Annotated in this window: 25 protein-coding genes, 6 pseudogenes and 1 other annotated feature (1 of these 32 only partly in view); of the genes and pseudogenes, 13 read left to right on the top strand and 18 right to left on the bottom strand. The window is 51.7% G+C overall.

Annotation, left to right across the window (positions count from 1 at the left end; all coding sequences use genetic code 11):
- A partial coding sequence (locus ACKI5T_RS09625) for an OmpW family outer membrane protein (protein WP_407437183.1) occupies positions 1-119 on the top strand: 119 nt, incomplete at its 5' end.
- A 329-nt stretch (positions 120-448) separates the two neighbouring features.
- Complete coding sequence (locus ACKI5T_RS09620; protein ID WP_012017665.1) at positions 449-1075, top strand: YagU family protein; 627 nt, start codon at positions 449-451, stop codon at positions 1073-1075.
- Positions 1076-1389: 314 nt separating this feature from the next.
- Here the strand turns inward: ACKI5T_RS09620 and ACKI5T_RS09615 are convergent, their stop codons facing one another.
- From ACKI5T_RS09615 to ACKI5T_RS09595, 5 genes are all read right to left on the bottom strand, one after another.
- A complete protein-coding gene (locus ACKI5T_RS09615) occupies positions 1390-2409 on the bottom strand; it encodes an NADP-dependent oxidoreductase (protein ID WP_407437179.1) in 1020 nt (339 codons plus the stop codon).
- A complete protein-coding gene (locus ACKI5T_RS09610; RefSeq protein ID WP_407437178.1) occupies positions 2406-2801 on the bottom strand; it encodes a hypothetical protein in 396 nt (131 codons plus the stop codon). The genes ACKI5T_RS09615 and ACKI5T_RS09610 overlap by 4 nt, the downstream gene beginning before the upstream one ends.
- A gap of 2 nt (positions 2802-2803) precedes the next feature.
- A complete protein-coding gene (locus tag ACKI5T_RS09605; RefSeq protein ID WP_407437177.1) occupies positions 2804-3622 on the bottom strand; it encodes an oxidoreductase in 819 nt (272 codons plus the stop codon).
- 132 nt (positions 3623-3754) lie between these two features.
- Positions 3755-4537, bottom strand: a complete 783-nt coding sequence (locus tag ACKI5T_RS09600; protein ID WP_407437176.1) for an SDR family NAD(P)-dependent oxidoreductase — start codon at positions 4535-4537, stop codon at positions 3755-3757.
- A gap of 75 nt (positions 4538-4612) precedes the next feature.
- The gene (locus tag ACKI5T_RS09595) at positions 4613-5704 is read right to left on the bottom strand and encodes an alkene reductase (protein WP_407437175.1); all 1092 of its coding nucleotides are present in this window, start codon (positions 5702-5704) and stop codon (positions 4613-4615) included.
- Between the two features lie 130 nt (positions 5705-5834).
- Here ACKI5T_RS09595 and ACKI5T_RS09590 point away from each other — a divergent pair, with 130 nt between their 5' ends.
- From ACKI5T_RS09590 to ACKI5T_RS09575, 4 genes are all read left to right on the top strand, one after another.
- Entirely contained in the window at positions 5835-6383 is a 549-nt protein-coding gene (locus tag ACKI5T_RS09590; RefSeq protein WP_407437174.1) for a TetR/AcrR family transcriptional regulator, read from the top strand.
- Positions 6384-6540: 157 nt separating this feature from the next.
- Positions 6541-6858: an ArsR/SmtB family transcription factor gene (locus tag ACKI5T_RS09585; RefSeq protein WP_407437173.1), complete on the top strand. Its 318-nt coding sequence runs from the start codon at positions 6541-6543 to the stop codon at positions 6856-6858.
- Positions 6855-7382 (top strand): rhodanese family protein, encoded by a 528-nt coding sequence (locus tag ACKI5T_RS09580; RefSeq protein WP_407437172.1) that lies wholly within the window; start codon positions 6855-6857, stop codon positions 7380-7382. Before ACKI5T_RS09585 ends, ACKI5T_RS09580 begins: the two co-directional genes overlap by 4 nt.
- A 36-nt stretch (positions 7383-7418) precedes the next feature.
- Positions 7419-7919 carry a GNAT family N-acetyltransferase gene (locus ACKI5T_RS09575; RefSeq protein WP_407437171.1) on the top strand — a complete coding sequence of 167 codons (501 nt, stop codon included), beginning with the start codon at positions 7419-7421 and terminating at the stop codon, positions 7917-7919.
- Positions 7920-7971: 52 nt separating this feature from the next.
- Here the strand turns inward: ACKI5T_RS09575 and ACKI5T_RS09570 are convergent, their stop codons facing one another.
- The 3 genes and pseudogenes from ACKI5T_RS09570 to ACKI5T_RS09560 all read right to left on the bottom strand — a co-directional run.
- Positions 7972-8286: a PTS sugar transporter subunit IIB gene (locus tag ACKI5T_RS09570; RefSeq protein ID WP_407437170.1), complete on the bottom strand. Its 315-nt coding sequence runs from the start codon at positions 8284-8286 to the stop codon at positions 7972-7974.
- 139 nt (positions 8287-8425) lie between these two features.
- Positions 8426-8659, bottom strand: a pseudogene (yedF, locus tag ACKI5T_RS09565) (sulfurtransferase-like selenium metabolism protein YedF).
- Positions 8656-9083: pseudogene (locus ACKI5T_RS09560) on the bottom strand (YeeE/YedE thiosulfate transporter family protein); the annotation flags it as partial. The pseudogenes yedF and ACKI5T_RS09560, both read right to left, overlap by 4 nt.
- Between ACKI5T_RS09560 and ACKI5T_RS09555 the strand changes: the two are divergent.
- Positions 9081-9212: pseudogene (locus ACKI5T_RS09555) on the top strand (DNA polymerase V subunit UmuC); the annotation flags it as partial. The pseudogenes ACKI5T_RS09560 and ACKI5T_RS09555 sit on opposite strands and share 3 nt — an antisense overlap.
- Here the strand turns inward: ACKI5T_RS09555 and ACKI5T_RS09550 are convergent.
- The 4 genes and pseudogenes from ACKI5T_RS09550 to ACKI5T_RS09535 form a co-directional block, all read right to left on the bottom strand.
- Entirely contained in the window at positions 9211-9378 is a 168-nt protein-coding gene (locus ACKI5T_RS09550) for an NAD(P)-binding domain-containing protein (RefSeq protein ID WP_407437169.1), read from the bottom strand. The pseudogene ACKI5T_RS09555 and the gene ACKI5T_RS09550 overlap by 2 nt on opposite strands.
- A 17-nt stretch (positions 9379-9395) precedes the next feature.
- Positions 9396-10136: pseudogene (locus ACKI5T_RS09545) on the bottom strand (NADPH-dependent F420 reductase); the annotation flags it as partial.
- Positions 10137-10160: 24 nt separating this feature from the next.
- A complete protein-coding gene (locus tag ACKI5T_RS09540) occupies positions 10161-10595 on the bottom strand; it encodes a MarR family winged helix-turn-helix transcriptional regulator (protein ID WP_407437168.1) in 435 nt (144 codons plus the stop codon).
- A 338-nt stretch (positions 10596-10933) separates the two neighbouring features.
- Positions 10934-12121: an MFS transporter gene (locus ACKI5T_RS09535; RefSeq protein WP_407437167.1), complete on the bottom strand. Its 1188-nt coding sequence runs from the start codon at positions 12119-12121 to the stop codon at positions 10934-10936.
- 474 nt (positions 12122-12595) lie between these two features.
- Between ACKI5T_RS09535 and ACKI5T_RS09530 the strand changes: the two genes are divergently transcribed.
- From ACKI5T_RS09530 to ACKI5T_RS09520, 3 genes and pseudogenes are all read left to right on the top strand, one after another.
- Entirely contained in the window at positions 12596-13129 is a 534-nt protein-coding gene (locus ACKI5T_RS09530) for an RcnB family protein (RefSeq protein WP_259266838.1), read from the top strand.
- A 165-nt stretch (positions 13130-13294) separates the two neighbouring features.
- Positions 13295-13450 (top strand): annotated as a pseudogene (locus ACKI5T_RS09525) (IS30 family transposase); the annotation flags it as partial.
- Positions 13444-13569: pseudogene (locus ACKI5T_RS09520) on the top strand (IS30 family transposase); the annotation flags it as partial. The pseudogenes ACKI5T_RS09525 and ACKI5T_RS09520, both read left to right, overlap by 7 nt.
- 61 nt (positions 13570-13630) lie before the next feature.
- On the opposite strand, the gene arsH reads toward ACKI5T_RS09520, so the two are convergent.
- A complete protein-coding gene (gene arsH / locus ACKI5T_RS09515) occupies positions 13631-14329 on the bottom strand; it encodes an arsenical resistance protein ArsH (protein WP_407437166.1) in 699 nt (232 codons plus the stop codon).
- A gap of 85 nt (positions 14330-14414) precedes the next feature.
- On the opposite strand from arsH, the gene ACKI5T_RS09510 reads away from it, so the two are divergent.
- From ACKI5T_RS09510 to arsC, 3 genes are read left to right on the top strand one after another with little or no spacing between them, the layout of a single operon-like run.
- Positions 14415-14735 (top strand): transcriptional regulator, encoded by a 321-nt coding sequence (locus tag ACKI5T_RS09510; protein WP_407437165.1) that lies wholly within the window; start codon positions 14415-14417, stop codon positions 14733-14735.
- Between the two features lie 44 nt (positions 14736-14779).
- Entirely contained in the window at positions 14780-16069 is a 1290-nt protein-coding gene (locus tag ACKI5T_RS09505) for an arsenic transporter (protein ID WP_407437164.1), read from the top strand.
- A gap of 12 nt (positions 16070-16081) precedes the next feature.
- Positions 16082-16507 carry a glutaredoxin-dependent arsenate reductase gene (gene arsC / locus ACKI5T_RS09500; protein ID WP_407437163.1) on the top strand — a complete coding sequence of 142 codons (426 nt, stop codon included), beginning with the start codon at positions 16082-16084 and terminating at the stop codon, positions 16505-16507.
- Positions 16508-17065: 558 nt separating this feature from the next.
- On the opposite strand, the gene trpA is transcribed toward arsC, so the two are convergent.
- The 5 genes from trpA to ACKI5T_RS09475 are packed head-to-tail and all read right to left on the bottom strand — an operon-like array spanning position 17066 to position 23598.
- Positions 17066-17875: a tryptophan synthase subunit alpha gene (gene trpA / locus ACKI5T_RS09495; protein ID WP_407437162.1), complete on the bottom strand. Its 810-nt coding sequence runs from the start codon at positions 17873-17875 to the stop codon at positions 17066-17068.
- Positions 17875-19068, bottom strand: coding sequence for a tryptophan synthase subunit beta (gene trpB, locus ACKI5T_RS09490; protein ID WP_407437161.1), 1194 nt, complete (start codon positions 19066-19068; stop codon positions 17875-17877). The genes trpA and trpB overlap by 1 nt, the downstream gene beginning before the upstream one ends.
- 10 nt (positions 19069-19078) lie before the next feature.
- Positions 19079-20437, bottom strand: a complete 1359-nt coding sequence (trpCF, locus tag ACKI5T_RS09485; RefSeq protein ID WP_407437160.1) for a bifunctional indole-3-glycerol-phosphate synthase TrpC/phosphoribosylanthranilate isomerase TrpF — start codon at positions 20435-20437, stop codon at positions 19079-19081.
- A 3-nt stretch (positions 20438-20440) separates the two neighbouring features.
- Positions 20441-22036, bottom strand: coding sequence for a bifunctional anthranilate synthase glutamate amidotransferase component TrpG/anthranilate phosphoribosyltransferase TrpD (trpD, locus tag ACKI5T_RS09480; RefSeq protein WP_133630146.1), 1596 nt, complete (start codon positions 22034-22036; stop codon positions 20441-20443).
- Positions 22036-23598, bottom strand: coding sequence for an anthranilate synthase component 1 (locus tag ACKI5T_RS09475; protein WP_407437159.1), 1563 nt, complete (start codon positions 23596-23598; stop codon positions 22036-22038). The genes trpD and ACKI5T_RS09475 overlap by 1 nt, the downstream gene beginning before the upstream one ends.
- 23 nt (positions 23599-23621) lie before the next feature.
- Positions 23622-23632 (bottom strand) — a sequence feature (Trp leader region); it runs 84 nt beyond the window's last position.

The raw sequence follows: 23632 nt of genomic DNA, 5'->3' as shown, positions 1-23632 counted from the left end.
CGGTCTGGTACATGGATATCGACACCGACGTGCGCTTTAAAGCGGGCGGTGAACAGCAAAGTGTCCATACACGACTGGACCCGTGGGTGTTTATGTTCTCGGCGGGTTATCGTTTCTAAAGCTCTTCTGCAAAACCCTTCTGCAAAACTGGTCGTTATATGGCCAGTTTTTCCTTTCTTTCCTGTCGGCGTCGTTGTACAGAGCACTCATTGACTCTAATGACGTGACAATCATTGCGTATTAATTCTCTGCTCACGGAAAAGGCGCCCGTGACGTTAAAGCGAAGTGCGCTCATTAACAAAAATAAACCCACATCGATCCGAGTGTTTTGTTAGTTAAAACAATTTTCATAAAATTGCAGGGTAAAGTGTGATCTGTATCAAAATGTAATGCAGCCAAGTTAAGGAAGATTAAGGAACTGTAAATATTCTTTCTAAGTGGTGGATTTATGGCGTTAAAAGACTTTTTTGTGCAGACCGAACCCCGTAGGCGTCGTTTTGGTGTTGCACTGTTTGTTGGGCTTATTTCCGGTGTGGTTTCGGCATTTGTAAAATGGGGCGCTGAAGTCCCACTTCCACCGCGTAGTCCTGTTGATATGTTTACCAGTGCATGTGGGCCTGAATCATTAATTCGCGCGGCTGAGCATATCGACTGCTCCAGAAACTTCCTTAATCCTCCCTACATTTTTCTCCGCGATTGGCTGGGAATGGTTGACCCAAATGCAGCGGTCTATACCTTTGCGGGGCATGCGTTTAACTGGGTTGGAGTAACACACATTATATTCTCCATCGTGTTTGCCGTTGGTTATTGTGTCGTTGCAGAAGTGTTCCCTAAAATTAAGTTATGGCAGGGGCTGTTAGCCGGTGCACTTGCACAGCTATTTGTCCATATGATTTCATTCCCGCTGATGGGCTTAACCCCACCGCTTTTCGACCTTCCATGGTATGAAAACGTCTCTGAAATACTTGGCCACTTAATTTGGTTCTGGTCTATTGAGATAATTCGTCGCGATCTCCGAAACAGAATTACGCACGAACCTGACGCTGAAGTTCCTTTGAATTCATCGTTCAGATAAACGGTAGCAACAAACACTAAAAACCCGCTAAGTGCGGGTTTTTAGTTTGGAATAAGGTGAGGGTTTTTGGGGCGATTCGCCAATAAAAACTGCGGGGAAAGACATCAATCCTCCCCGCTCAATTGAACTTCTGCCCATTAGGTCTGGTGTTAGCAGAAGCCAGGGGCGCACCATAAGTTAAATATTTACATCTTGCAACATTTTGCAGGTACGAATGAATTAAGTAAGTAAATAAAGATACTCCGGCCGAACCATACACAGCTGATGAGCAGAGTCGCTATTGTCTCTTAGGCAGAGGCAAACCGCAGTTGTTGTCACTCTTGAATAGTAACGACAACTTTTCCCTTCGCGTGTCCTCCAGCCAGATAGTCAAGCGCATCCTTTGTTTCTGCAAAGGGGAATACTTTGTCAATCACTGGAATAATGTGTTCCGCTTCCAGGAGCTGACTTATTTGAGCGAGTTGCTTGCCATCAGGCCGAACGAAGAGAAATGAATAGGTTAAGCTCCTCTTCTTAGAAAGACGGATGATTTTACGGCTCATCAGACTGAATATAGAACGCAAAAGGATATTTAAATGCCGCTCACGTGCAAAAGCAGCATCTAACGGCCCAATGAGAGAAATAATCTTTCCGCCAGGCTTAAGAATGTAAATGGACTTTTCAATCGTATCCCCTCTGACAGTGCCCAGAACAAAATCGTAGCCACTCAGCACGTTTTCAAATTCCTGCGTTTTGTAATCAACCACTTCATCTGCGCCGAGACGACTGACCCACTCGACGTTGACTGAACTTGTCGTCGTTCCCACTTTTGCGCCAAGATGCTTCGCCAACTGGATGGCAAAACTCCCAATTCCCCCTGAACCCGCTGGGATGAAAACCTTTTGACCAGGCTGCAGATTGGCTCTCTCTGTGAGCGCCTGCCAGGCGGTGAGGCTCACCATCGGCAGTGAAGCGGCCTGCACAAAATTCAGATTTGCAGGTTTAAAGGCCGCAAGGTTTTCAGGAACAACGGCAAATTCGGCAAGAGAGCCTGTGCCCCTGTCGAAAATACTGGCGAAGATTTCATCGCCGGGCTTGAAACGCGTCACTCGGTTTCCCGTTGCAATCACAATCCCGGACAGGTCGCTACCCAGTGTTGCGGGAAGCGTAAAATGCAAAACCGGTTTGAAAATTCCGGTAGGGATCATGTTGTCAATGGGATTGAGACCTACTGCGTAAACCTTGACCAGAATTTCGTCAGGACCGATGGAGGGATAATCTCTGTTTTCAAATCCCAGCTCCGGGGATTTTCCATAGTGTTTAAACGTGAATACTTTCATCGTCTTAGTCTTCATTTGTTGTTTATCCTGTCGATTTTCCGGATGCCCCTATTGCTGAGTAAAAAAGCGATTCCCAGTAACAGCTCGATAAGCACGGCCACAAGAATTTTCCCGTTGACATGTCCTTCCTGCCATTCGACGATGCCAGACACGGCTAAGACAAAACATATTGTGCTAATCCCGGCGGCCAGAGCATATCGAGTGGGGGAAGGCTCAGCATTCCTTGCTAAAACACACATGACTCCTGTTCCTGCAAAGAATGCAGCAGAGCGTCGGCCGAGCACATCAGTACCGGGTGTGGTTTCAATTCCCAACAGCGTGAGGAGCTGTTCCGGGAAAAACATCCATGCCGTAGCCAGAAGGAAAAACAACACCGATGCCAGAATAGCCAGTCGCGAAAATTTCATTTTTATTCTTTCGCATCAAGCTGAAGGCTATTTCGCACGACCTTATCCAGGATTTTTGCTGGCGCGAATCTGAGAAGAAAATTCAATTTACCGGCCAGCGTTCCCGCGGTGTAACGCACCTTTGGTCGCAAAGTCTCAGCAGCTTTAACCACTACGCTTGCCACAACGTCCGGACTTTCCGCTTCGGCCATTGCCTTACTGACCACTTTCGTTAGCTTCGCCCGGATAAGGTCATATTCTTCCAGCTTCGCATCCGGCTCTATATTATTGGCTTCAAACTGAGTTTTTATGTAGGCAGGTTCGATAACGGATACCCTGATACCCTGCGTGCGCAGTTCATGGTCAAGTGCGCCTGTGTATCCTTCGACCGCGTGCTTACTGGCAGCATAAAGTGCTACATACGGCAACGGAACGATCCCGAGTATCGAACCAATATTAATGATACGTCCGCTGCCCATACGGCGCATCTGAGGGACAACAGCCCGCGTTAACCTGACGATGCCCAGAAAATTGGTGTCAAAAATGTGCCTGGCCTGCTCAATGGAACTTTCTTCCGCCGCCGCCGGAGCGACCCCGAACCCCGCATTATTCACCAGAATATCGATCCGCCCCTCCAGGCGCAGCAGCTCATCAATGGCCGCTTTGACAGAGGCATCGTCCGTCACATCCAGCGTCAATAACGGAAACGGATGCGTACCCGCCAACGCACCACGCCGACTTGTGCCGTATACCGTATAACCTGCTGCTAACAGTTTAATAGCAGACGCTCTGCCGATACCTGAGGAAGCGCCTGTAACGAGCGCTACACGTTTTTTTGTCATGCTGAACGAGACCTTCATGATTTATTAGAGGTTTCTCATCGGAGATGAGAAGAGGCGCCATAAGCGATTTATGTATGATTTGCCGCTCGGCAGAACACACAAAAAATCGTTCTGCCGAGTACACCTCTTTACCTAGAGAGCTTTATATCGCTCTGCGGCTTCATCTTGTTTGATGTCTGAAAGCAAAATCTGACGCGAAGCATCGAGCGTGTCCCAGCGGGCAGCATCCTGTAAAGGTGGGATGGTGACCCGTTCACGGCGATCAAAGCCCACCAGTGCAGCATCGACTAACTCGCCCACTTCCATGAATTTTGCCGAGTTGCTGATATCGATACCCGCGCGGTCCCAAATTTCCGTGTAGGTACCGGCAGGAAGCACCGCCTGGATATAAATGCCTTTAGGCGACAGTTCTACATTCATTCCCTGAGACAGGAAAAGAACAAAGGCTTTGGTTGCACCGTAAACCGTCATTGCAAATTCAGGGGCGAGTCCAACGATGGAACTGATATTAACGATCGACCCTTCACCGGCTTTTACAAGGCGTGGTGCCACGGCACTGGCCAGTCTGGTCAATGCCGTGACGTTAAGCGCGATGAGGCGTTCTATCGACTCAGGCGTCTGTTCTGTAAAACTACCGGACTGCGCGATACCCGCGTTATTGATAAGAATACCAATCTGCGAATCTTCGCGCAGACGCGCTTCGACAGTCGCTAAATCCACGGCTTGCGTGAGGTCGGCAGGCAGAACATCGACAGAAATACTATTTTCCTGTCGCAGGCGATCGGCCAGTATCTCTAATTTTGCTTTGTCGCGGGCGACCAGAACAAGGTCGTGTCCCCGGCGGGCGAACCGTTCTGCGTAAACAGCACCAATACCTGTTGATGCGCCTGTAATAAGAACTGAAGCTTTAGTCATGAGTTGATCTTCTTTATGGATGTGTTAACAGAATCTGAAAGGTGCGATGCAGGCAGCGCCGTGACATTTGATGCTTTACTGGCTGGTCTGAGTAAGTGACGGGTAATCGGTATATCCCGCAGCGCCACCGCCATAAAGCGTTTCAGGATTCAGTGGTGCCAGAGATGCGCCGGTCTTCAGCCTTTCGACCAGATCCGGGTTGGAGATGAACGGACGACCGAACGCGAACAGATCGGCTTTGCCTTGCGCAAGCTGAGCGGTCGCCAGCGGCAGGTCATAGCCATTGTTGCCGATGTACGTGTTTTTAAAGCGTCGGCGCAGTGAATCGTAATCGAAGGGGGCTACATCACGCGGCCCGCCCGTAGCACCTTCAATCACATGGAGATACACGATGCCTAATGCATCGAGTTGCTCAGCGAGGTAGTCATATTGAGGTTGCGGATCACTGCATGAAATCGCATTAGCAGGAGATACCGGTGAAATGCGCACACCAGTGCGATCGGCGCCGATCTCATCTATGACGGCAGCAGTGACTTCTAATAGCAGGCGCGCACGATTCTCGACAGAGCCGCCGTATTCATCGGTACGCTGATTAGCGCCGTCTTTAAGGAACTGTTCCAGCAGATACCCATTCGCACCGTGGATTTCTACGCCATCAAACCCGGCGGCAATGGCATTGGCAGACGCCTTTCTGAAATCGTCGATGATCCCGTTTATTTCCTGCAGCTCGAGCGCACGTGGCGCTGAGACATCAGCAAAACCGTTGTTCACAAAGGTTTTCGTCTCGGCGCGGATTGCGGAAGGTGCGACTGGCGAAGCACCACCAGGCTGTAAATCGACATGCGAAATGCGTCCTACGTGCCAAAGCTGAACAAATATCCGCCCACCTTTGGCATGCACGGCGTCAGTCACTTTGCGCCAGCCATCGATTTGATCCTGCGTATAGATCCCCGGCGTATCCTGATAGCCCTGCGCCTGTGCTGAAATCTGCGTGGCTTCGGTAATCAACAGTCCAGCGGTAGCACGCTGGGCATAATACGTTGCTGCCAGCTCGCCTGGTACCAGCCCCGCACCGGCCCGATTACGCGTCAGGGGAGCCATCACGATGTGGTTGGCAAGGGTTATCGGGCCAAGATCATAGGGTTGAAATAGTGCCTGGTTCGTCATGATTATTCGCCTGCTAAAGGGTTGGTCGAGATGATGAATTAATGATGATGGTCATAATCATTAAAGTCAACTGGTTTGATTATGATCATCATCAATGTATAATCAGGCTCTGTTTTGAGAGGGTAAAAACATGAAAGTGTCAAAAGAGCAGGTTCGTGAGAACAGGATGCGAGTCGTTGAAACGGCCTCAGAGCTTTTTCGTGAGCGCGGTTACGATGGCATCGGGATAGCTGAACTGATGTCAGAGGCAGGGTTAACTCATGGCGGCTTCTACAAGCACTTTGGTTCCAAGGCTGATTTGTTGTCTGAAGCGATGAGCTGCGGCTTTACGCAATCCGCCAAGAAAACGGAGGGTGTTAACCGGGAAAAATTCATTGAATATTATCTCTCCCGCCAACACCGTGATGATAAGGGGACTGGCTGTGTGATGTCGGCTCTGGGTACTGATGCAGCGCGTCAATCGGAGTCAATCAAGGAGACATTTGCAGCCGGAATTGAACGCCAACTCGCCGTTTTAGGGACTGAAAAGGGTTCGCGCGCTGACCTGATAGATACCATCGCGCATCTTGTTGGCGCTCTGGTGCTGTCTCGTGCCTGCCCGGATAATTCCGCGCTGGCCGATGAAATTTTGGATGTCTGCCGCGCGCGTTTAATCAATCATGACGCCAGTAAGGATTGAATGTTCAGAGTAAGGGATTTTTCTGGGCAGTGCATTTGATCAATCACCAACGTCCGTTCCCGCACGAAGCAGACGTTCAGCTATCGAGATCTTTTGATTGCGCAAGAGCGCCATTTGATTTAGTGTTTTCTAAATTTAGACAATTCTAAAGTTGCAAATGAAAGATACTCAACTGCACCAATTACAGGAAAGCGCCTCGCTGGCTACAAAACTGCTCAAGTCGATGAGCAACAGCAGGCGTCTTTTGATCCTCTGCATTCTCATTGACAGACCCGGCACTTCGTCAGGGGAGTTGGCGCAATTGACCGGCTTAACGCCTTCTGCAACCTCACAGCACCTGGCAAAAATGAAAGACGATGGCTTGATTGAGTCGGAGAGGGTGGCGCAACGCGTGAACTATTTCATCAAAGACCTGGCTGTTAAAAAGATCATCTCCACCCTAAAAGACATTTTCTGCCCGGAGGACCTCACATGATCCCAGAATCCGTATCACCGCTCGAAGCGAAAAAACTCATTGAACAAGGGGCCGTGCTCATTGATATTCGAGACCGCGCTGAATATCTGCGCGAACACATACCGAACGCGCGTTCGGTGCCTCTTTCCGACATCGCGGCAGGTAAAACAGTGGATAACGTAGAGCAACAGACTGTCATTTTTCATTGTCAGTCCGGGATGCGTACCGCCCAAAATGCCAGTACGCTTATCAACGCAGTCAGCCCCGCGCCGGTTTTACTGATGACGGGTGGTATCAATGCGTGGAAGAGCGCTCAATTCCCCACGAATGAAGACAAAAAGCAACCGTTGCCGATCATGAGACAAGTTCAGATTGTGGCGGGCGCACTCATTCTTACAGGCGTTGTTCTGGGGTACACCGTGAATAGCGGGCTGTTTTTACTGTCAGGCTTTGTCGGTGCAGGTTTATTCTTTGCCGGAGTCAGTGGCTGGTGTGGCATGGCAATGTTACTGTCAAAAATGCCGTGGAACAGACCGGCGAAATAGCCATGATTCGAATCATTTTCTGCAAGGGAGTGAAAAATGTCTGCGGACAACACCGTGAGTCTGCGATCGGCGGCGCAACATCGACACATTGTCGAAAATCTTTTTCATTATTACGTCTACGATCTCGCTGAATATGGCAAGTGGCCGTGCGGAAGTGACGGACAATACGGCTATAACGCGTCGTTACTGGACCCGCACTGGGAGCGTGAAGACCACTGGCCGTTTCTGATTTATCACGGCGACGAACTGGCGGGTTTCTGTTTACTACGACGCTATCCGCATAACGTTGAGCGTTATGATATCGACCAGTTTTTCATCCTGCGTAAATTCAAAGGGATGGGGGTGGGCAAAGAGGCGTTTCGTCTTGCAGTGCAACGGCGTCCCGGGCTTTGGCAAACCCGAGTGATACTCGAAAACACCGCTGCGCTGCAATTCTGGCGATCTGCTATTGGCTCAGTGAGTCAGGGTAATTTTGATGAACACATTTTACTGGATGATGATTTAGAGATGCATTTTATTCTGTATGAGGTGCATTAACAGAGAAAACGGCTCACTCGGCGGCCTGTTTTCTCTGCGCATTTCTAGCCTGTTACTGCGCCAGTTCGGGCATATTTTCAAGCGCGAATGCCAATACTTTTTCCCCATCCAGTGACGCAAACGGATAACTTTCAATCACCGTAATGGACAGTCCTTCACCAATTTCTTTCCTCAAATCTTCCAGTTTGTACTGAATATGGGGGGCGACCAAATAGGCGTCAAATGCCGGGGCGACGCTCGCGAAATTATCCAGACCGACGGCGCTTACCAGAATCTTAATGCCTTGTTCATCGACAGAATGCTGCATTTTTTTTGCCAGAGAGTGCGCGGTATTGCCGAACAGACAACAAATCAGTAATTTTTTCATTAGAATATCCTCATGGAAATTAAGGATACAGTATTCCCGCGCATCAAAAGAAAATGAGAGATAACGCACTATGTTGGTTGTTTTTTAGCCGCAAAGAGGAGGGGAGACCACGCCCCGAGCGAGGGCGTTGTTTGGAGCGTTATTTCTGAATCAAATACCGAATGGTGGGGCCGTCTTGCTGAATATCGAGGACGGTGTATCCGTGGTTTTTCGCATCCAACGGAATATTGTTTATGGATTGTGGGCAATCGCTGACCACTTCCAGAATTTCCCCTTTCTTGAGCTGAGGCAACGCTTAGAGCGTGGCGACGGCAGGATAAGGGCAGGGTTCACCCGCCATATCCAGACGATAATCGGGAACGATCTCTTTCATGCCGCATTCTCCTGTATTTTAGATTGACGCGCTGCGCGACGGAAAAAGCGTTTCTCCTGCGCGATAACCAGTAGGAACGCGAACAGTAGCAGGGCGTATGTCACCAGCAATCCACCCAGTGCCCAAAGGTACTCAGCAGATTCACTTTATCCCAGCTTGTGGCTAATGCAGGTGACAGATCGTCCCAGTAATACGCCAGAATCGTTGACCCGATGACGTTCCCGAGTCCCACCCACCAGTGATGTACCTGACCTTCGACGGCGCGGTACATCCAACCAGTTTCACACCCACCCGCCGGCACGATACCAAAGCCAAACAGCAGGCCACCAATGACCGCATTTGGGCCAGCCCACATGATTTTTGGCTCAACGCCGAGTTGTACATAGCAGAAAATACCGATCGCACTGACGGCCATCCCGGCAATTACGCCGCGCGAGGTGCTGAGAAATTGCGAGGTGAGCATCAGTACTGCCGGTTTATTTCGGCGTTCGTTAAAACGTCGCTTTTCGCGCTGAATGAGCCCTATTACGGCAATAGTTCATCGGTTAGGATCACCTGTATTGCACTGACTGCATCGGCTGCTTCAGCGCTATCGTTTCAGGCCCATGTGAATTTGCGACCTTAACGGAGTGACCGGCAGAGGCGAGACTGCGAGCAAGTGTTTTACCGATATGGCCAGTTCCCGGAACAGCAATCCGGTACTTTTCATAATTAATCATAACTTCCCCTTCTTGACTCAGGCCGTTACTGCACGGTTACGTTTAACAATAGCATCGTGAGTGAGTTGTTCGCCTGCAGACATAAACTCCTTGAGCAACGCATCTCTGTTTAGTGGAGCGCGAGTTTTATCCGCTGCCTTAAGGGCTGTTTCAAGCTCTCCGGTTTTTAGCTCAGTACAGTAGGCTGGCGTGCCGGGCTGTTGCCGCCATGATTCGCTAAGCGTACCGGCATCAACTGCATCGAAACCGGTCTGACTGACGAGTTCAAGCGCAACAGATTTTGCTACCGTACTGTCGCCGGCAACCGGGATAGCGATACGGGAGGGGGAACCGGCAACCAGCCCTTTCTCTTTAAGCGTCTCGGCCAGAACAGCGTTCCAGGCTTTGACAAGAGGTCGTTTGACTATTTCACTGGCGTACACGCTTTCAGGTTTGCCTTCACGGATCTCGTCAATGTCCCCGTCGCGGAAGGGATAGTAATTAGACGTATCAATGACGATCACGCTTTCCGGAACATCACGCAATAGTTCAGCCAGTTCAGCATGCTTATCAAAGGGCGTAGAGAGGATGATGACATCCACATATCGTACGACTTCCTGACGCTCAACCGCCAGTGCCCCTAATCTTCGCGCCAACTCTGCAATTGTTTCCGGTCCCCTTGAGTTCGCCAGTTTGACCTCATGGCCCTGCACAGAGAGCTTATGTGCCAGAGTTGCACCAATGTTTCCAGCGCCAATAATGCCAATTTTCATACCAGTACCTTTTGTCTGAGTGGAGGATGATCACTTATCAGCGGGATGGGCAAAGTTATTGAGTGTATCTCGTAACTCCTCGAGCTTTGCATCCGATAACTGACAGGCTGATTTGATTTTTTCGGTTACGCGCCACAGCTCGCTTTGCAAAGCGAGCCCGTCATCCGTAAGGGTAATGAGAACTCGCCTTTCGTCAGTGCGATCCCGCATGCGAACTATGCGTCCGGCAGCCTCAAGCCGTTTGAGAAGGGGGGTAATGGTGCCGGTATCCATGCCGAGCTTATTCCCGATATCACCCACGGTGCGTGGAGTTCCGTTAAACAACTCCAGCATGACCAGATACTGGGGAAAGGTTAGCCCCAGCGGGTCCAGCAACGGCTTGTGTAACCGGTTCATGCGGCTCGCCGCACCATAGAGGGCAAACGAAAGTTGCGTTCCTATTTGCTGTCGTGACTGCATGCTCATAGGCTAATCCATTATCTAGTTGATGATTATATAGTGCACTAGATAAAAGTATACGGCAAACTTTTAGTCAGTTAAAGAAGAGTGATGAATGAGTAATTCGTGCGATATGACAATGACAACAAATCTGGCTGAGAAGTCTCCAGACCGACGGGTACTATCGTTCTGGACTATTCAAACAGATCCGCTACTGGCCCGGAGCGGACCAGCTAACTGAGCTGTAGGTTCGCTGTGAGCGAATAGCAAACCAAGAATCAAACCCCTCCAAATAATATTGCATCTCCTGAGGGGCTAAACAGGTTTAACTGGCAGATGTCTGAACATCACCGTAGATGACGGATTCATTTTGACTTGTCTGGCACAAAATGCATCAGCAATAGCGTCAGGACACAAAGAACCGCGCCTGCAAAAAATGTTGAAGCAGAACCCCAAATATCCCATAACAGCCCTGCACCCAGGCTGGCAATCAGCAATCCTGCTCCGCTCAGCAAGCTGAAAAATCCAAAGGCCGTACCCCGAAGATCAGCAGGTGCCGTATGGGCAATCATGGTGTTCAGCAGACCCTGAGTCATTCCCATATGTACACCCCACAATGCAACACCCACTATAATGCCTACCCAGGTATGGCTGAGAGCGAGAACTAAGTCAGCCGCGATGAGCACTACAAGTCCAATTTGAAGTAATCGCCAATGGCTGATGCTGTCTGATAAACGCCCGAAAGGGTACGCTGTGAAAGAATAGACGACATTCATGGCGACCATGACGAGAGGAATTAAAGCAATTGGGATATCAACCTCTTGCGCTCTCAGAACCAGGAAAGCCTCACTAAATCGGGCAAGGGTAAATACCCCACCGAGTCCTATAACCCACCAACAATCCACCCCCAGCTTTTTAAGGTTTTCCTTTCTCACCGGATTAGTTCTGACCGAAGCGACTGGTGTGCGTGGTTCATGTAATCCGAAAAATAGCAGGGCTACGGCCAGAAATGCCGGCACGACGGCAACCCAATAAATGGCACGGAAATCGTTACTCCATAAAAGCATTAGCCCCACAGCCAGCAGCGGTCCAAGAAACCCTCCCATCGTGTCCAGAGTCTGGCGTAGGCCATAAGCCGCCCCTCTGAGCTCGGGTGGCGTAACGTCAGCAACGATCGCATCTCGTGGTGCGCCCCGAATTCCTTTTCCGACTCGGTCAATCATTCGCGCGCTGAAGATCATCCCTGAGGTTGAAGCCAGCGCAAAAAGCGGCTTGCTAAGTGCACCAAGGCCATAGCCAAGCACTGCAAGCCCTTTACGTTTGCCAATGTAATCACTGATTACACCTGAAAAAACTTTGACGCATAAAGCCGTCGCTTCAGCCAGCCCCTCAATCAGTCCAATGATGACTACCGGCGTCCCTAAAGCAGTGGCCATGAAAAGTGGAAGAAGGCTGTGGATCATTTCAGAAGAAACATCCATCAAAAGACTGACAAAACCAATAATCCAGACGCCACCGGGAATGCGCCGTAATGTCGAAAATCGAGTCCCCATTTCACATCCTTGAAAGACCAAAAGCGCTATTAAACATCACACCATGCTACATGTGAATGAGAATTATTATGCATGATTGAAATGTGGTTTTCGGCTGTGGGCTTAAGGTGCGCCATTTCGCTTTAGCAGACTCAATGTCCGCTCCAGGCACTAGGCGGACCGCCTGAAGCAACGTAAGGTCAGCTATGAGCGAAAAGCGGAAATTTTGTTGTGTTTATTGCCTAAAGACTGAAAGGTTCGTAACTGAATTTATCCATGATCTACGGGACGATGTAGATTGGAAATGCAGAGACAACGCTACATCCTCTCGGGAAAGAAAGCAGCGTAGACCCAATGACCGAAAATCAGCCCGCATAAAGATGAGGTTTATACAATTCATGTGAAAATATTTAAAAATAAGAAATCATGAGATTGTGCAGGTTATAGCCTTGTCATATCTTCAAAGTGTGTATCTAACCTGAAGGAATAAATATCATGTTTAAGCGTCGCACTCTCAAAACTGCACTTGCGGCGGTTATATCTCTCACTGTCCTTGCAGCACCAGTTTTTGCAAACCCAGGTAACGGTAATGGCGGAGGTGGGCAAGGCAATGGCGGAGGTAATCACGGTAACAGTGGTAACAGTGGTAACCATAGCAACAGCGGAAAAAGCGCCGACAATGGGAACAAAGGTCAGGGTAATGAAAAGTCTAATAAGGATCATGGAAACCGCAAAAACTACGGCAAACCAGACCATGTTGACTCCGATATCAGTTTCTCCCGCGCTCGCTCATTTGCTGTAAATTATGGTCTTGTTGGATATCAGGCACTGCCACCGGGTATCGCTAAAAATGTAGTACGAGGCAAACCATTGCCTCCAGGTATTGCTAAGAAAACTTTGCCAGCATCAATGATTAACGATTTGCCATATTACCCGGGCTACGAATGGCGAGCCGTTGGTAATGATTTGGTGCTTGTTGCTTTAAGCACGGCCATTGTGACTTCAGTCATTAATGGTGTTTTCGATTAATTCGTCCCCGCCATCCAACGCCCTGCATACGCGGGGCTTTTTTTTCCAACTTCCTGAGACAATATGTCTACGTTTAGTAACGAAACAGCGTAATAGTGATGTCTGCTTTTGGCTGCGAGTTCAATGGGTCGATGCAACGCTATCCTTAATCAAGGGGGTGTTGCCATGAAACGAAGAACGCGTATTAACTACACGCCAGAACAGAAAGCGATTATATGGGACAGGTATAAGCAAGGTGATTCCCTGCATGATATCGCCAGAGTGTTCGACAGATATCATTCTTCTATTATGCCTACTCTCCACCAGACTGGTGGATATCGGTTCACAGCCAGCAAAGACTAAACCGTGTTGCCAGGCAACTCAACGAGAGGCCAAGAAAAACGCTAGACTATGAATCACCCGCAGAGCGTTTCAACCAATATGTTGCATCCACCGGTTGAACTCACAGCCAATAGCGGACGTTATTACGCTCATGCAGTATGGATTAACGAAGAACAGACGTTAAATTTTGTCCTGATTGACACGGGATGAAAGCTCCTGATGGCTCTCTTTTCGCTCGCTGTAACGATCCGCAAGATAACCGGTTTGTCCCTTAAGCAGCAGCGTGATTTTAAACAGCTCCTCGGCGACATCGACGATGCGGTCATACCATGACGAAGGTTGCATACGTCCATTTTCATCGAATTCCTGCCAAGCTTTAGCCACAGAAGACTGGTTGGGGATCGTAAACATCCGCATCCAGCGACCCAGAATGCGCATCTGATTCACGGCATTGAAGGACTGCGAACCGCCGCAAACCTGCATTACCGCAAGCGTTTTACCCTGTGAAGGACGAACTGCACCTTCACTTAAGGGTATCCAGTCGATTTGTGCCTTCATAACCGCGCTCATTGCCCCATGCCGCTCCGGCGAGCTCCACACCATCCCGTCACACCATCTGACCAGGCCGCGTAGTTCGGTGACCTTAGGGTGCGTGTCCGGTGCATCATCCGGCAGGGGTAAACCGGAGGGGTTAAAGAGTTTTACCTCCGCGCCCATCGCCGTCAGCAGGCGGCCAGCTTCTTCCGCGGCAAAGCGGCTGTAGGAGCGCTCTCTTACTGAGCCATACAGGATCAGAATCCGTGGCGGCTCCTGCAGGTGCAGGCGTTCAGCGATGTGTTGATCAAAGCATTCAATATTCAGGGCAGGAAATGGTTCCATTTTTCTCCTCCGGAGAGAACAGATGATTTCAAAGTTAACACATATGATTTATCATATATATATTCTAAAGGGAACGGAGAGGAAAATGCTACAACCTGTTCAGCTTTTCAAAATCCTGTCGGATGAAACACGGCTCGCCATCGTCATGCTTCTTCGGGAGTCAGGAGAACTGTGCGTCTGCGATATCTGTGCGGCCACCTCCGAATCGCAGCCCAAAATCTCGCGTCATATGGCTATCCTTCGCGATGCCGGGCTGGTTCTTGACCGTCGGGAAGGCAAATGGATCCACTATCGTCTGTCACCCCACATACCGGCGTGGGCAGCTGAGACAATCACGACGACCTGGCAGTGTCTGCGCGAGGATGTACGTGAATGGCTGGACAAATCAGCCTGCACCTCCTGCTGAGGCAGGAAAACATATTTACAAAATCATATATGATGGGGTCTGAGATGCTTTTGGCAGGGAGTATATTTTTACTGACGCTGGTACTGGTCATCTGGCAACCCAGAGGCCTGAGTATTGGCTGGAGCGCGAGTATCGGGGCAGTGCTGGCGCTGGGAGCCGGTGTCATCCATATTGCTGATATTCCTGTTGTCTGGAATATCGTCTGGAACGCGACAGCGGCATTTATTGCGGTGATCATTATTAGCCTGCTGCTCGATGAGTCCGGCTTCTTTGAATGGGCCGCACTGCACGTCTCCCGCTGGGGTAACGGGCATGGCCGCCTGCTGTTCACCTGGATAGTCTTGCTCGGTGCCGCTGTTGCTGCGTTGTTTGCCAATGACGGCGCCGCGCTGATCCTGACGCCGATTGTGATTGCGATGCTGCTCGCACTGGGGTTTAGCCAGGGCACGACACTGGCCTTTGTCATGGCTGCAGGATTTATTGCAGATACGGCCAGCCTGCCGCTCATTGTTTCTAACCTGGTTAATATCGTCTCGGCGGACTTCTTCGGTCTGGGCTTTACACAGTACGCCTCCGTTATGATCCCCGTGGATGCGGCAGCGATTGCGGCAACGTTGATCATGCTGCATCTCTTCTTCCGCAGGGATATTCCGGCTACGTATGACGTTTCGCTGCTGAAGACGCCTGCCAGTGCGATCAAGGATCCGGCTACCTTCAGAGCGGGCTGGATTGTCCTGTTATTGCTGCTTGTCGGTTTCTTTGTTCTGGAGCCGCTGGGGATCCCGGTCAGTGCGATAGCGGCGGCTGGCGCAGCAGTGCTGTTTGTGGTGGCGAAAAGAGGCCATGCCATCAACACCGGGAAAGTCCTGCGCGGTGCGCCATGGCAGATCGTTATTTTCTCGCTGGGCATGTACCTCGTGGTCTATGGCCTGCGCAATGCAGGGCTCACGGAGTACCTGTCTGGCGTGCTGAATCTGCTGGCAGACAAGGGGTTATGGGTAGCGACGTTCGGCACCGGCTTCCTGACGGCATTTCTCTCATCAGTGATGAACAATATGCCGACGGTACTGATTGGCGCGCTGTCGATTGACGGGAGTACGGCGACCGGCGTCGTCAAAGAGGCAATGATTTACGCCAATGTGATTGGTTGCGATTTAGGCCCGAAAATCACCCCGATTGGCAGTCTGGCAACCCTGCTGTGGCTGCATGTGCTTGCCCAGAAAAATATGACGATCACCTGGGGATATTACTTCCGTATCGGCATTGTCATGACTGTTCCGGTGCTGTTTGTCACTCTGGCCGCGCTGGCGTGGCGGCTCTCTGTCACTTTGTAATGAGATACCGATATGAGCAACATTACCATCTATCATAACCCGGCCTGCGGCACCTCACGCAACACGCTGGAGATGATCCGTAACAGCGGCAACGAACCGACAATAATTTATTATCTCGATACGCCCCCGACCCGTGATGAGCTGATTAAGCTTATTTCAGATATGGGAATGACGGTGCGTGCCTTACTGCGTAAGAATGTTGAGCCTTATGAACACCTGGGTCTTGATGAAGAGAAATTTAGTGATGAGCAGTTGATTGATTTCATGCTTCAACATCCGATCCTGATTAATCGGCCGGTAGTCGTTACGCCGCTTGGCACTCGTCTTTGTCGCCCTTCAGAAATAGTGCTGGATATTCTACCGGAGGGTCAGAAAGGAGCGTTTACCAAAGAGGATGGCGAGAGGGTCATTGACGAAACGGGGAAGCCGATTAAGTAATCTGCCCACTTCAAAATATCGGACGCCTGTTTACGCTATGCGGGCGACCGATTTTCGCTCATAGCTGACCTCACGTCGCTTCAGGCGGTCCGCTTGATAGGATAGGTAGAAAAGTAGCGCACTGGTTAAATCTTACAAACGGATCGGTAGGGATTATGCTGATGAGGTAGCTAGGCGTAAAGCGGTACGTTACGAAACTGGAATCAGCTACGCAAAGTTGCAGATAACCCCAAAAAGTTCTCCAAAGCCAACAATTAACTCTATGAATATAAACGTATTTATAAACAGTTAAATGCAGCTGAAAAAAGGCTCGAAAAGAAACTTAACCTAATGAATTAATTACAGAAAACTTACTTTGTATTCGTCTTTGAACTCAGAAGGTGTATGCGCGGCTGAGTGCCAGAAGAAAACGGGATAATACGCTGCGGGGAATATTTGAAAAGCGAGGGCGTTCGAAAAGCTCGAACAGATCAATTCTGGTTACCACTTTCATCCATGCGGAGGGTACGAAAGCGGTAGTTGTATTCGCCGCCCGGATGAGTCCGGACGGCGAAACCGTTATGCGTGGCGAGTCGCGGCCTTCATTACGGTAACGAAGTCGCGAAGTTCTGTCAGCATCTGATCGGGCTTATCGACGTTTTTCTCGATAATTTTCACAATGGCCGAACCCGAAATGGCACCCGCCGTATTAGCCTCGATGGCAGCGGTCACTTGCTCCGGCGAAGAAATACCGAAGCCCTGTAACGGCGGCGCGGCGTGGTATTCAGCCAGTTTTTCGACCAAGTGATGCAGCGGAACGGCAGCTTTGTTTTCAGCGCCGGTCACGCCCGCGCGGGACAGCAAATAGGTATAGCCGCGCCCGTGAGAGGCGATCTGGCGTAACAGTTCGTCATCGGCATTCGGTGGGCAGATGAAAATCGGCGCGATGTTGTGACGCATCGCCGCCTGTCGAAACGGCGCAGACTCTTCAATCGGTACGTCAGCGATCAGCACGGAATCCACACCGACGCGTGCGCACTCGGCGTAAAACTCATCGATCCCACGGTTGAACACCAGGTTGGCGTACATCAGCAGGCCAATCGGAATGGTTGGGTATTTCTGACGAATAGTCGCCAGCATTTCAAAACACTGCGTTGGCGTCACACCGGATGCAAACGCACGCAAAGTTGCGCTTTGAATGGTGGGGCCATCCGCCAGCGGATCGGAGAAGGGGATACCCAGCTCAAGCGCATCGGCACCGGCGGCAATCAGGGTGTCGATAATTTTCAGCGACTGCTCAGGCCCTGGATCGCCAAGCGTGACGAAGGGAACAAAGGCACCTTCCTTGCGGGCTTTGAGTTCAGCAAATGCGTTATCGTAGCGTTCCATCAGATTTCCCCTCGTGCTTTCAAAATATCGTGAACGGTGAAGATGTCTTTGTCACCGCGACCGGAAAGGTTAACCACCAGTAACTGCTCTTTTTCCGGGTCCTCTTTAATCATTTTCAATGCATAAGCAAGGGCATGAGAAGACTCGAGCGCCGGGATAATCCCTTCGTTACGACACAGGGTTTTGAAGGCTTCCAGCGCTTCGTCATCGGTAATCGACACATATTCTGCACGGCCGATGCTGTTCAGATGCGCATGCTGTGGCCCGACGGACGGGAAGTCGAGACCTGCCGAGATGGAATAAGATTCTTCGATCTGCCCTTCATCGGTCTGCATCATCGGCGATTTCATACCGAAATAAATCCCTACGCGACCGTGCTTCAGCGGTGCGCCGTGCTCGCCGCTTTCAATGCCGTGACCGGCGGGCTCAACGCCAATCAACCCGACGCTGGCGTCATCAATAAAGTCAGCGAACATGCCGATGGCATTCGAACCGCCACCCACACACGCGATCACCGCGTCCGGCAGACGGCCCTCTTTTTCGAGGATCTGTGCTTTGGTTTCTTCGCCGATCATGCGCTGGAATTCACGCACAATGGTCGGGAAGGGGTGCGGGCCTGCTGCCGTACCGAGCATATAGTGCGCGGTATCATAGCTGCCAGACCAGTCGCGCAGCGCTTCGTTACAGGCATCTTTCAACGTCGCAGAGCCGCTGTGCACAGGAATCACATCTGCACCCATCAAACGCATACGGAACACGTTAGGTGACTGGCGCTCAATGTCTTTGGCACCCATATAGATGCGACATTTCAGGCCGAGCAGGGCGCAGGCCAGAGCCGACGCTACGCCGTGCTGTCCGGCACCTGTCTCGGCGATAATTTCCGTTTTGCCCATGCGTTTGGCGAGCAACGCCTGGCCGAGCACCTGGTTGGTTTTGTGCGCGCCACCGTGCAGCAAATCTTCACGCTTGAGATACAGCGTGGTGTTGGTGCCTTCGGTCAGGTTGCGGCATTTGGTTAGCGCCGTTGGGCGGCCCGCGTAGTTTTTCAACAGATCGGTGAATTCGGCCTGGAACGCCGGATCTTTCTGGGCGCTCACAAACGCTTCTTCGAGCTGACGCAGGGCAGGCATCAGAATTTGCGGAACGTACATACCACCGAACTCGCCGAAATACGGATTTAATAATGTTGTCATTTTCTCTTCCTTAATATGCACGCAGCGTCTTGAATACCGAGGCCAGTTTGCTGGCATCTTTGATTCCCGGTTGGGACTCTACGCCTGAATTGAAATCGAGACCTGCGCAGCCCGCTTTCGCGGCCTCTACGCAATTGTCGGGGCTTAACCCACCCGCGAGCAGGACGTTATCCAGCTTTTCACCGTTCAGCAGCGACCAGTCGAAACGCTGGCCCGTGCCGCCCTGGCCGTTATCAAGCACATACTTATCAACGTGATTCAAATCGCGGGCTGGCAAGGTGTCGGCCACGCTCTGTGCTTTCCAGATCTGGATCTGCGAAGGCAATGTCTGGCGCAGCGCGTCGATATAATGCTGGTCTTCGCTGCCGTGCAATTGAACGGCGGCGAGGGACAGGCTTTCGGCTTTTTCCACGACGTCATTTACAGGCGCATCGCGGAACACGCCGACGTAGCTGAGTGGCGCGGCTGCTATCACTTCACGCGCCTGACTTTCTGAAAGAGTGCGCGGCGAACCGTCGACAAAAATCAATCCGCCATAGATTGCGCCCGCTTCAAGCGCTGCCGCAGCATCCTGACCGCGAGTCAGGCCGCAGACTTTGTTTTCACCCAGCAGCACGCGGCGCACCGCGACGTTTAAATCATCGTAAGCCATCATGGCTGAGCCGATCAGGAAGCCGTTTGCGAAATGACTTAACTCGCGAACCTGAGCGTAAGTATTGATGCCTGATTCGCTGATCACCGTCACACCGGCACCCAGACGCGGAGCAAGCTCACGCGTGCGGTTCAGGTCGATGGAGAGATCGCGCAGGTCGCGGTTGTTAATACCAACGACTTTGGCGTCAAGCGCAATCGCACGCTCAAGCTCTTCTTCGTTGCTCACTTCGGTCAGCACGCCCATATTCAAACTGTGCGCCACGGCAGCGAGCTGGCGATATTGTTCGTCATCCAGAACGGACAGCATCAGCAGACAGGCGTCAGCCTGATAAAAACGTGCCAGCCAGATTTGGTATGCGTCGATAATGAAGTCTTTGCACAAAATCGGCTGCGGCGCGATTTGGCTAACAATCGGCAGGAAATCAAAACTGCCCTGGAAATATTTTTCATCCGTCAGCACTGAAATGGCCGATGCGTGATGTTTGTAAACCCCAGCGATACGCGCAGGGTCAAAATCGTCGCGGATCACACCTTTAGACGGGGAGGCTTTTTTGCACTCCAGAATAAAGGCGGTGCGAGCGCCCTGAAGGGCGTCATAAAAACGGCGGCTGCTCGGCACAACATCATTCTGAAAACTGGCCAGCGGCTGCTGTTCTTTGCGGGCTTCAACCCAGATAGCCTTATCGGCAACGATTTTCGCTAAAACGGTCTGCATTATTTACCCTCTTGCCGCAAGTGCGGTAACGCGATCGTAAGCTGCGCCGGAACGCAATACGGCCATCACTTTCTGCGCGTTGACCTGGAGATCTTCTTCACCGTGTAAGCGCATCAACATCGCGACATTCGCGGCGACAGCGGCCTCATGGGCAGCCTCACCTTTACCTTGTAGCAAGCGTGTCAGAATGTCACGGTTTTCTTCCGGTGTGCCGCCTGCAAGCTGCTCCTGGTGGTACGGCGTCAAACCAAAGTCGGACGCTTCCAGCTGATAGCTTTGGATTTCACCGTCGCGCAGTTCGGCAACCAGCGTTGAGGCATGAAGCGACACTTCATCCATCCCGCCGCTGTGAACCACGGCGGCACGTTGATAACCCAGAACACGCAGAGTTTCAGCAATCGGTAAAACCAGTTCAGGGCTGTAGACGCCAATCAGAGCCAGGGGCGGATGCGCCGGGTTGATCAACGGCCCAAGCACGTTAAACAGCGTACGGGTTTTTAACTGCTGGCGAACTGGCATCGCATGGCGGAAACCGGTGTGATACTTCGGCGCAAACAGGAAGCAGACGCCCAAATCGTCCAGCGCTTCACGTGAACGTTCAGCGTTCATCTCCAGGTTGATGCCAAAAGCGGCCAACAGGTCAGATGAACCCGAGCGGCTGGAAACGCTGCGGTTACCGTGTTTCGCCACTTTCATACCACAGGCGGCTGCCACAAATGCGCTGGCCGTAGAGATGTTGATGCTGTTGCTGCCGTCACCACCGGTCCCGACGATATCGGCAAATTGATAATCTGGGCGCGGGAAGGGGGCGGCGTTTTCCAGCAGAGCGGTAGCGGCACCGGCAATTTCCTGCGGCTGCTCGCCGCGTACTTTCATACTCACCAGCGCGGCGGCCAGCTGTTCCGGTTTCAACTCACCGCGCACAACGGCGGAGAAAAGCTGGTGGCTCTCCTGCTGGGTGAGCGTTTGCGCCTGATACAATTTTTCAAGAATCGGCTGCAGCGTGTTGGTTTGCTCCAGCTTCTGTAGCGCCCAGTTCAGGGTTTGTTCCAGCAGGCGCGCGCCGTTAGAGGTTAAAATGGATTCCGGGTGGAATTGCAGACCACATACGCGATCCGCGTCGTGACGCACGGCCATCACCATGCCCTCGAACGAGGCATTGATCGTCAGCCCAGCAGGAATGTTGCTGCCCACCAGAGAGTGATAACGCGCCACCGGGAGCGGGTTTGGCAGTCCGGCAAACATCGCCTGACCGTCGTGTTCAATACTGGACGCTTTACCGTGCAGGATCTCACCCGCCTGACCAACATAACCGCCGTAGGCTTCAACAATCGCCTGATGGCCCAGACAAATGCCGATAATCGGCAGTTTACCGCGCATACGGGTCAACAGCTCAGGCATACAGCCTGCTTCGCTTGGCGCACCAGGGCCTGGAGAAAGCATCAGCACCGGGTTTTGCATGGTTTCCAGACGTTCAATCAGCGTCTGCGCCGGGACATGGTTGCGGTAGATAACCACATTGTGGCCGTTTGCACGCAGCTGGTCTGCCAGGTTGTAAGTAAAGGAGTCGATATTATCGAGCAGCAGAATGTCAGCCATCAGAAAATCTCCTGTGCGTGGTGTGCGGTGGCAATAGCGCGCAAGACCGCGCGAGCTTTACTGCGAGTTTCGTCAGCTTCAGATTGCGGAACAGAATCGAGAACGATGCCAGCGCCTGCCTGGACGGTGGCAATGCCGTCTTCAACGTAGGCCGAGCGGATCACGATGCAGGTATCCAGATCGCCATGAGCGGTAAAGTACCCGACTGCGCCGCCGTAACTGCCGCGACGACGGCCTTCGGCGCCAGCGATGAGTTGCATCGCACGCACTTTTGGCGCGCCGCTCAGGGTGCCCATATTCATGCAGGCGCGGTAGGCGTGCAGCGCATCGAGATCGTGGCGTAGCTCGCCAACAACGCGTGAAACGAGGTGCATCACGAAGGAGTAGCGGTCAACTTTGGTTAAATCTGCGACGTAACGGGTGCCCGGCGTACAGATGCGCGCCAGATCGTTACGCGCCAGGTCAACCAGCATCAGGTGCTCGGAGAGCTCTTTGTGGTCGGTTCGCATTTCTAACTCGATGCGGCTGTCGAGATCGCGATCCAGTGAACCATCCGCGCGACGACCGCGTGGACGCGTCCCGGCGATCGGGTAGATCTCAATCTGACGACTGGTCGCATCGAATTTCAGTGAGCTTTCAGGCGATGCGCCAAACAGCGTGAACTCGTTGTCCTGCATAAAGAACATGTACGGGCTCGGATTGCTTTTCTTCAGCACGTCATACGCTGCCAGCGGAGAAGGGCATGGTAGTGAGAAGCGACGCGACGGCACGACCTGGAAAATCTCGCCTGCGCGAATTTCTTTTTGCATCTGGCGGACAACTGCACCGTACTGATCGTCCGTCTGGCTCACTTCACACTGCATATGTTCGATGTTTTGCACCGGTAGCGCGGTCGGTTCTTCCGTCATCTGCTGTTGCAGCTGTTCGATACGCTGTGCAAGGCGCTGTTTTTCAGCAGCGGAAGGCGTAAAGAGGCTGGCCTGAATGCGGGTGTATTTCTTCTGATGGTCAATCACCATCAGGGTTTCTGCCAGATAGAAGCAGTAATCCGGGCAGCGGTTACCTTGCTCGGTTTCAGGTAAGTCCTCAAATCCGGCAACCAGATCATAGGCAAACAGCCCGCCAAAGAACATCGCTTCGCGCTCGTCGTCAGGCACATCCACCAGATTTTGCAGTAAGCGGAAGGCATCAAAAACGGACAGCGAACACAGACGCGCGTCTTCGTCCAGCAGCTGACTTACCGCAGGGAAATGCAGTGTGCGGCCTTGCGGACGTTTTTCATTTTCGATGCCAGAGGGCAGAGCGGCATCCAGCAGCGGCAGCAGCGACGCACCGTTTTCTGATAACGCCTGGATGGTCACAGTGTCACCTAAAGCCGTGATCCGCAATGCGCTGTCTACCAGCAGCAGGCTTTTGAGATCGTCTTTGCTGTCGATATCGGCGGATTCCAGCAGCAGCGTGGCGGGGCGTGCACCGCAGACTTGCTGAAATAAGGCTGTAGGGTTGTGGCGATAGATTGCTTCGCAGGTGAGCAACTCAAGTTTTGTTTTGGCTGTTAGCATGTTGTTGTTCTCATATTCTGTTCATAAAAAAGCC

It is taken from the genome of Lelliottia sp., assembly GCF_045627565.1.
Taxonomy (GTDB): domain Bacteria; phylum Pseudomonadota; class Gammaproteobacteria; order Enterobacterales; family Enterobacteriaceae; genus Enterobacter.
Note: the sequence above shows the minus strand (reverse complement) of the source record. Positions and strands in the feature narration are given on the sequence as shown.

Coding starts and splice junctions, on each gene's coding strand:
- ACKI5T_RS09580 (WP_407437172.1), top strand. CDS start 6,855: ATGATCCCAGAATCCGTATCACCGCTCGAAGCGAAAAAACTCATTGAA.
- ACKI5T_RS09510 (WP_407437165.1), top strand. CDS start 14,415: ATGCTACAACCTGTTCAGCTTTTCAAAATCCTGTCGGATGAAACACGG.
- ACKI5T_RS09620 (WP_012017665.1), top strand. CDS start 449: ATGGCGTTAAAAGACTTTTTTGTGCAGACCGAACCCCGTAGGCGTCGT.
- trpB (WP_407437161.1), bottom strand. CDS start 19,068: ATGACAACATTATTAAATCCGTATTTCGGCGAGTTCGGTGGTATGTAC.
- ACKI5T_RS09550 (WP_407437169.1), bottom strand. CDS start 9,378: ATGATTAATTATGAAAAGTACCGGATTGCTGTTCCGGGAACTGGCCAT.
- trpCF (WP_407437160.1), bottom strand. CDS start 20,437: ATGCAGACCGTTTTAGCGAAAATCGTTGCCGATAAGGCTATCTGGGTT.
- ACKI5T_RS09585 (WP_407437173.1), top strand. CDS start 6,541: ATGAAAGATACTCAACTGCACCAATTACAGGAAAGCGCCTCGCTGGCT.
- ACKI5T_RS09590 (WP_407437174.1), top strand. CDS start 5,835: ATGAAAGTGTCAAAAGAGCAGGTTCGTGAGAACAGGATGCGAGTCGTT.
- ACKI5T_RS09505 (WP_407437164.1), top strand. CDS start 14,780: ATGCTTTTGGCAGGGAGTATATTTTTACTGACGCTGGTACTGGTCATC.
- trpD (WP_133630146.1), bottom strand. CDS start 22,036: ATGGCTGACATTCTGCTGCTCGATAATATCGACTCCTTTACTTACAAC.
- ACKI5T_RS09540 (WP_407437168.1), bottom strand. CDS start 10,595: ATGAGCATGCAGTCACGACAGCAAATAGGAACGCAACTTTCGTTTGCC.
- ACKI5T_RS09570 (WP_407437170.1), bottom strand. CDS start 8,286: ATGAAAAAATTACTGATTTGTTGTCTGTTCGGCAATACCGCGCACTCT.
- ACKI5T_RS09595 (WP_407437175.1), bottom strand. CDS start 5,704: ATGACGAACCAGGCACTATTTCAACCCTATGATCTTGGCCCGATAACC.
- ACKI5T_RS09610 (WP_407437178.1), bottom strand. CDS start 2,801: ATGAAATTTTCGCGACTGGCTATTCTGGCATCGGTGTTGTTTTTCCTT.
- arsH (WP_407437166.1), bottom strand. CDS start 14,329: ATGGAACCATTTCCTGCCCTGAATATTGAATGCTTTGATCAACACATC.
- ACKI5T_RS09535 (WP_407437167.1), bottom strand. CDS start 12,121: ATGGGGACTCGATTTTCGACATTACGGCGCATTCCCGGTGGCGTCTGG.
- ACKI5T_RS09530 (WP_259266838.1), top strand. CDS start 12,596: ATGTTTAAGCGTCGCACTCTCAAAACTGCACTTGCGGCGGTTATATCT.
- ACKI5T_RS09475 (WP_407437159.1), bottom strand. CDS start 23,598: ATGCTAACAGCCAAAACAAAACTTGAGTTGCTCACCTGCGAAGCAATC.
- trpA (WP_407437162.1), bottom strand. CDS start 17,875: ATGGAACGCTACGATAACGCATTTGCTGAACTCAAAGCCCGCAAGGAA.
- ACKI5T_RS09575 (WP_407437171.1), top strand. CDS start 7,419: ATGTCTGCGGACAACACCGTGAGTCTGCGATCGGCGGCGCAACATCGA.
- ACKI5T_RS09605 (WP_407437177.1), bottom strand. CDS start 3,622: ATGACAAAAAAACGTGTAGCGCTCGTTACAGGCGCTTCCTCAGGTATC.
- ACKI5T_RS09600 (WP_407437176.1), bottom strand. CDS start 4,537: ATGACTAAAGCTTCAGTTCTTATTACAGGCGCATCAACAGGTATTGGT.
- arsC (WP_407437163.1), top strand. CDS start 16,082: ATGAGCAACATTACCATCTATCATAACCCGGCCTGCGGCACCTCACGC.
- ACKI5T_RS09615 (WP_407437179.1), bottom strand. CDS start 2,409: ATGAAGACTAAGACGATGAAAGTATTCACGTTTAAACACTATGGAAAA.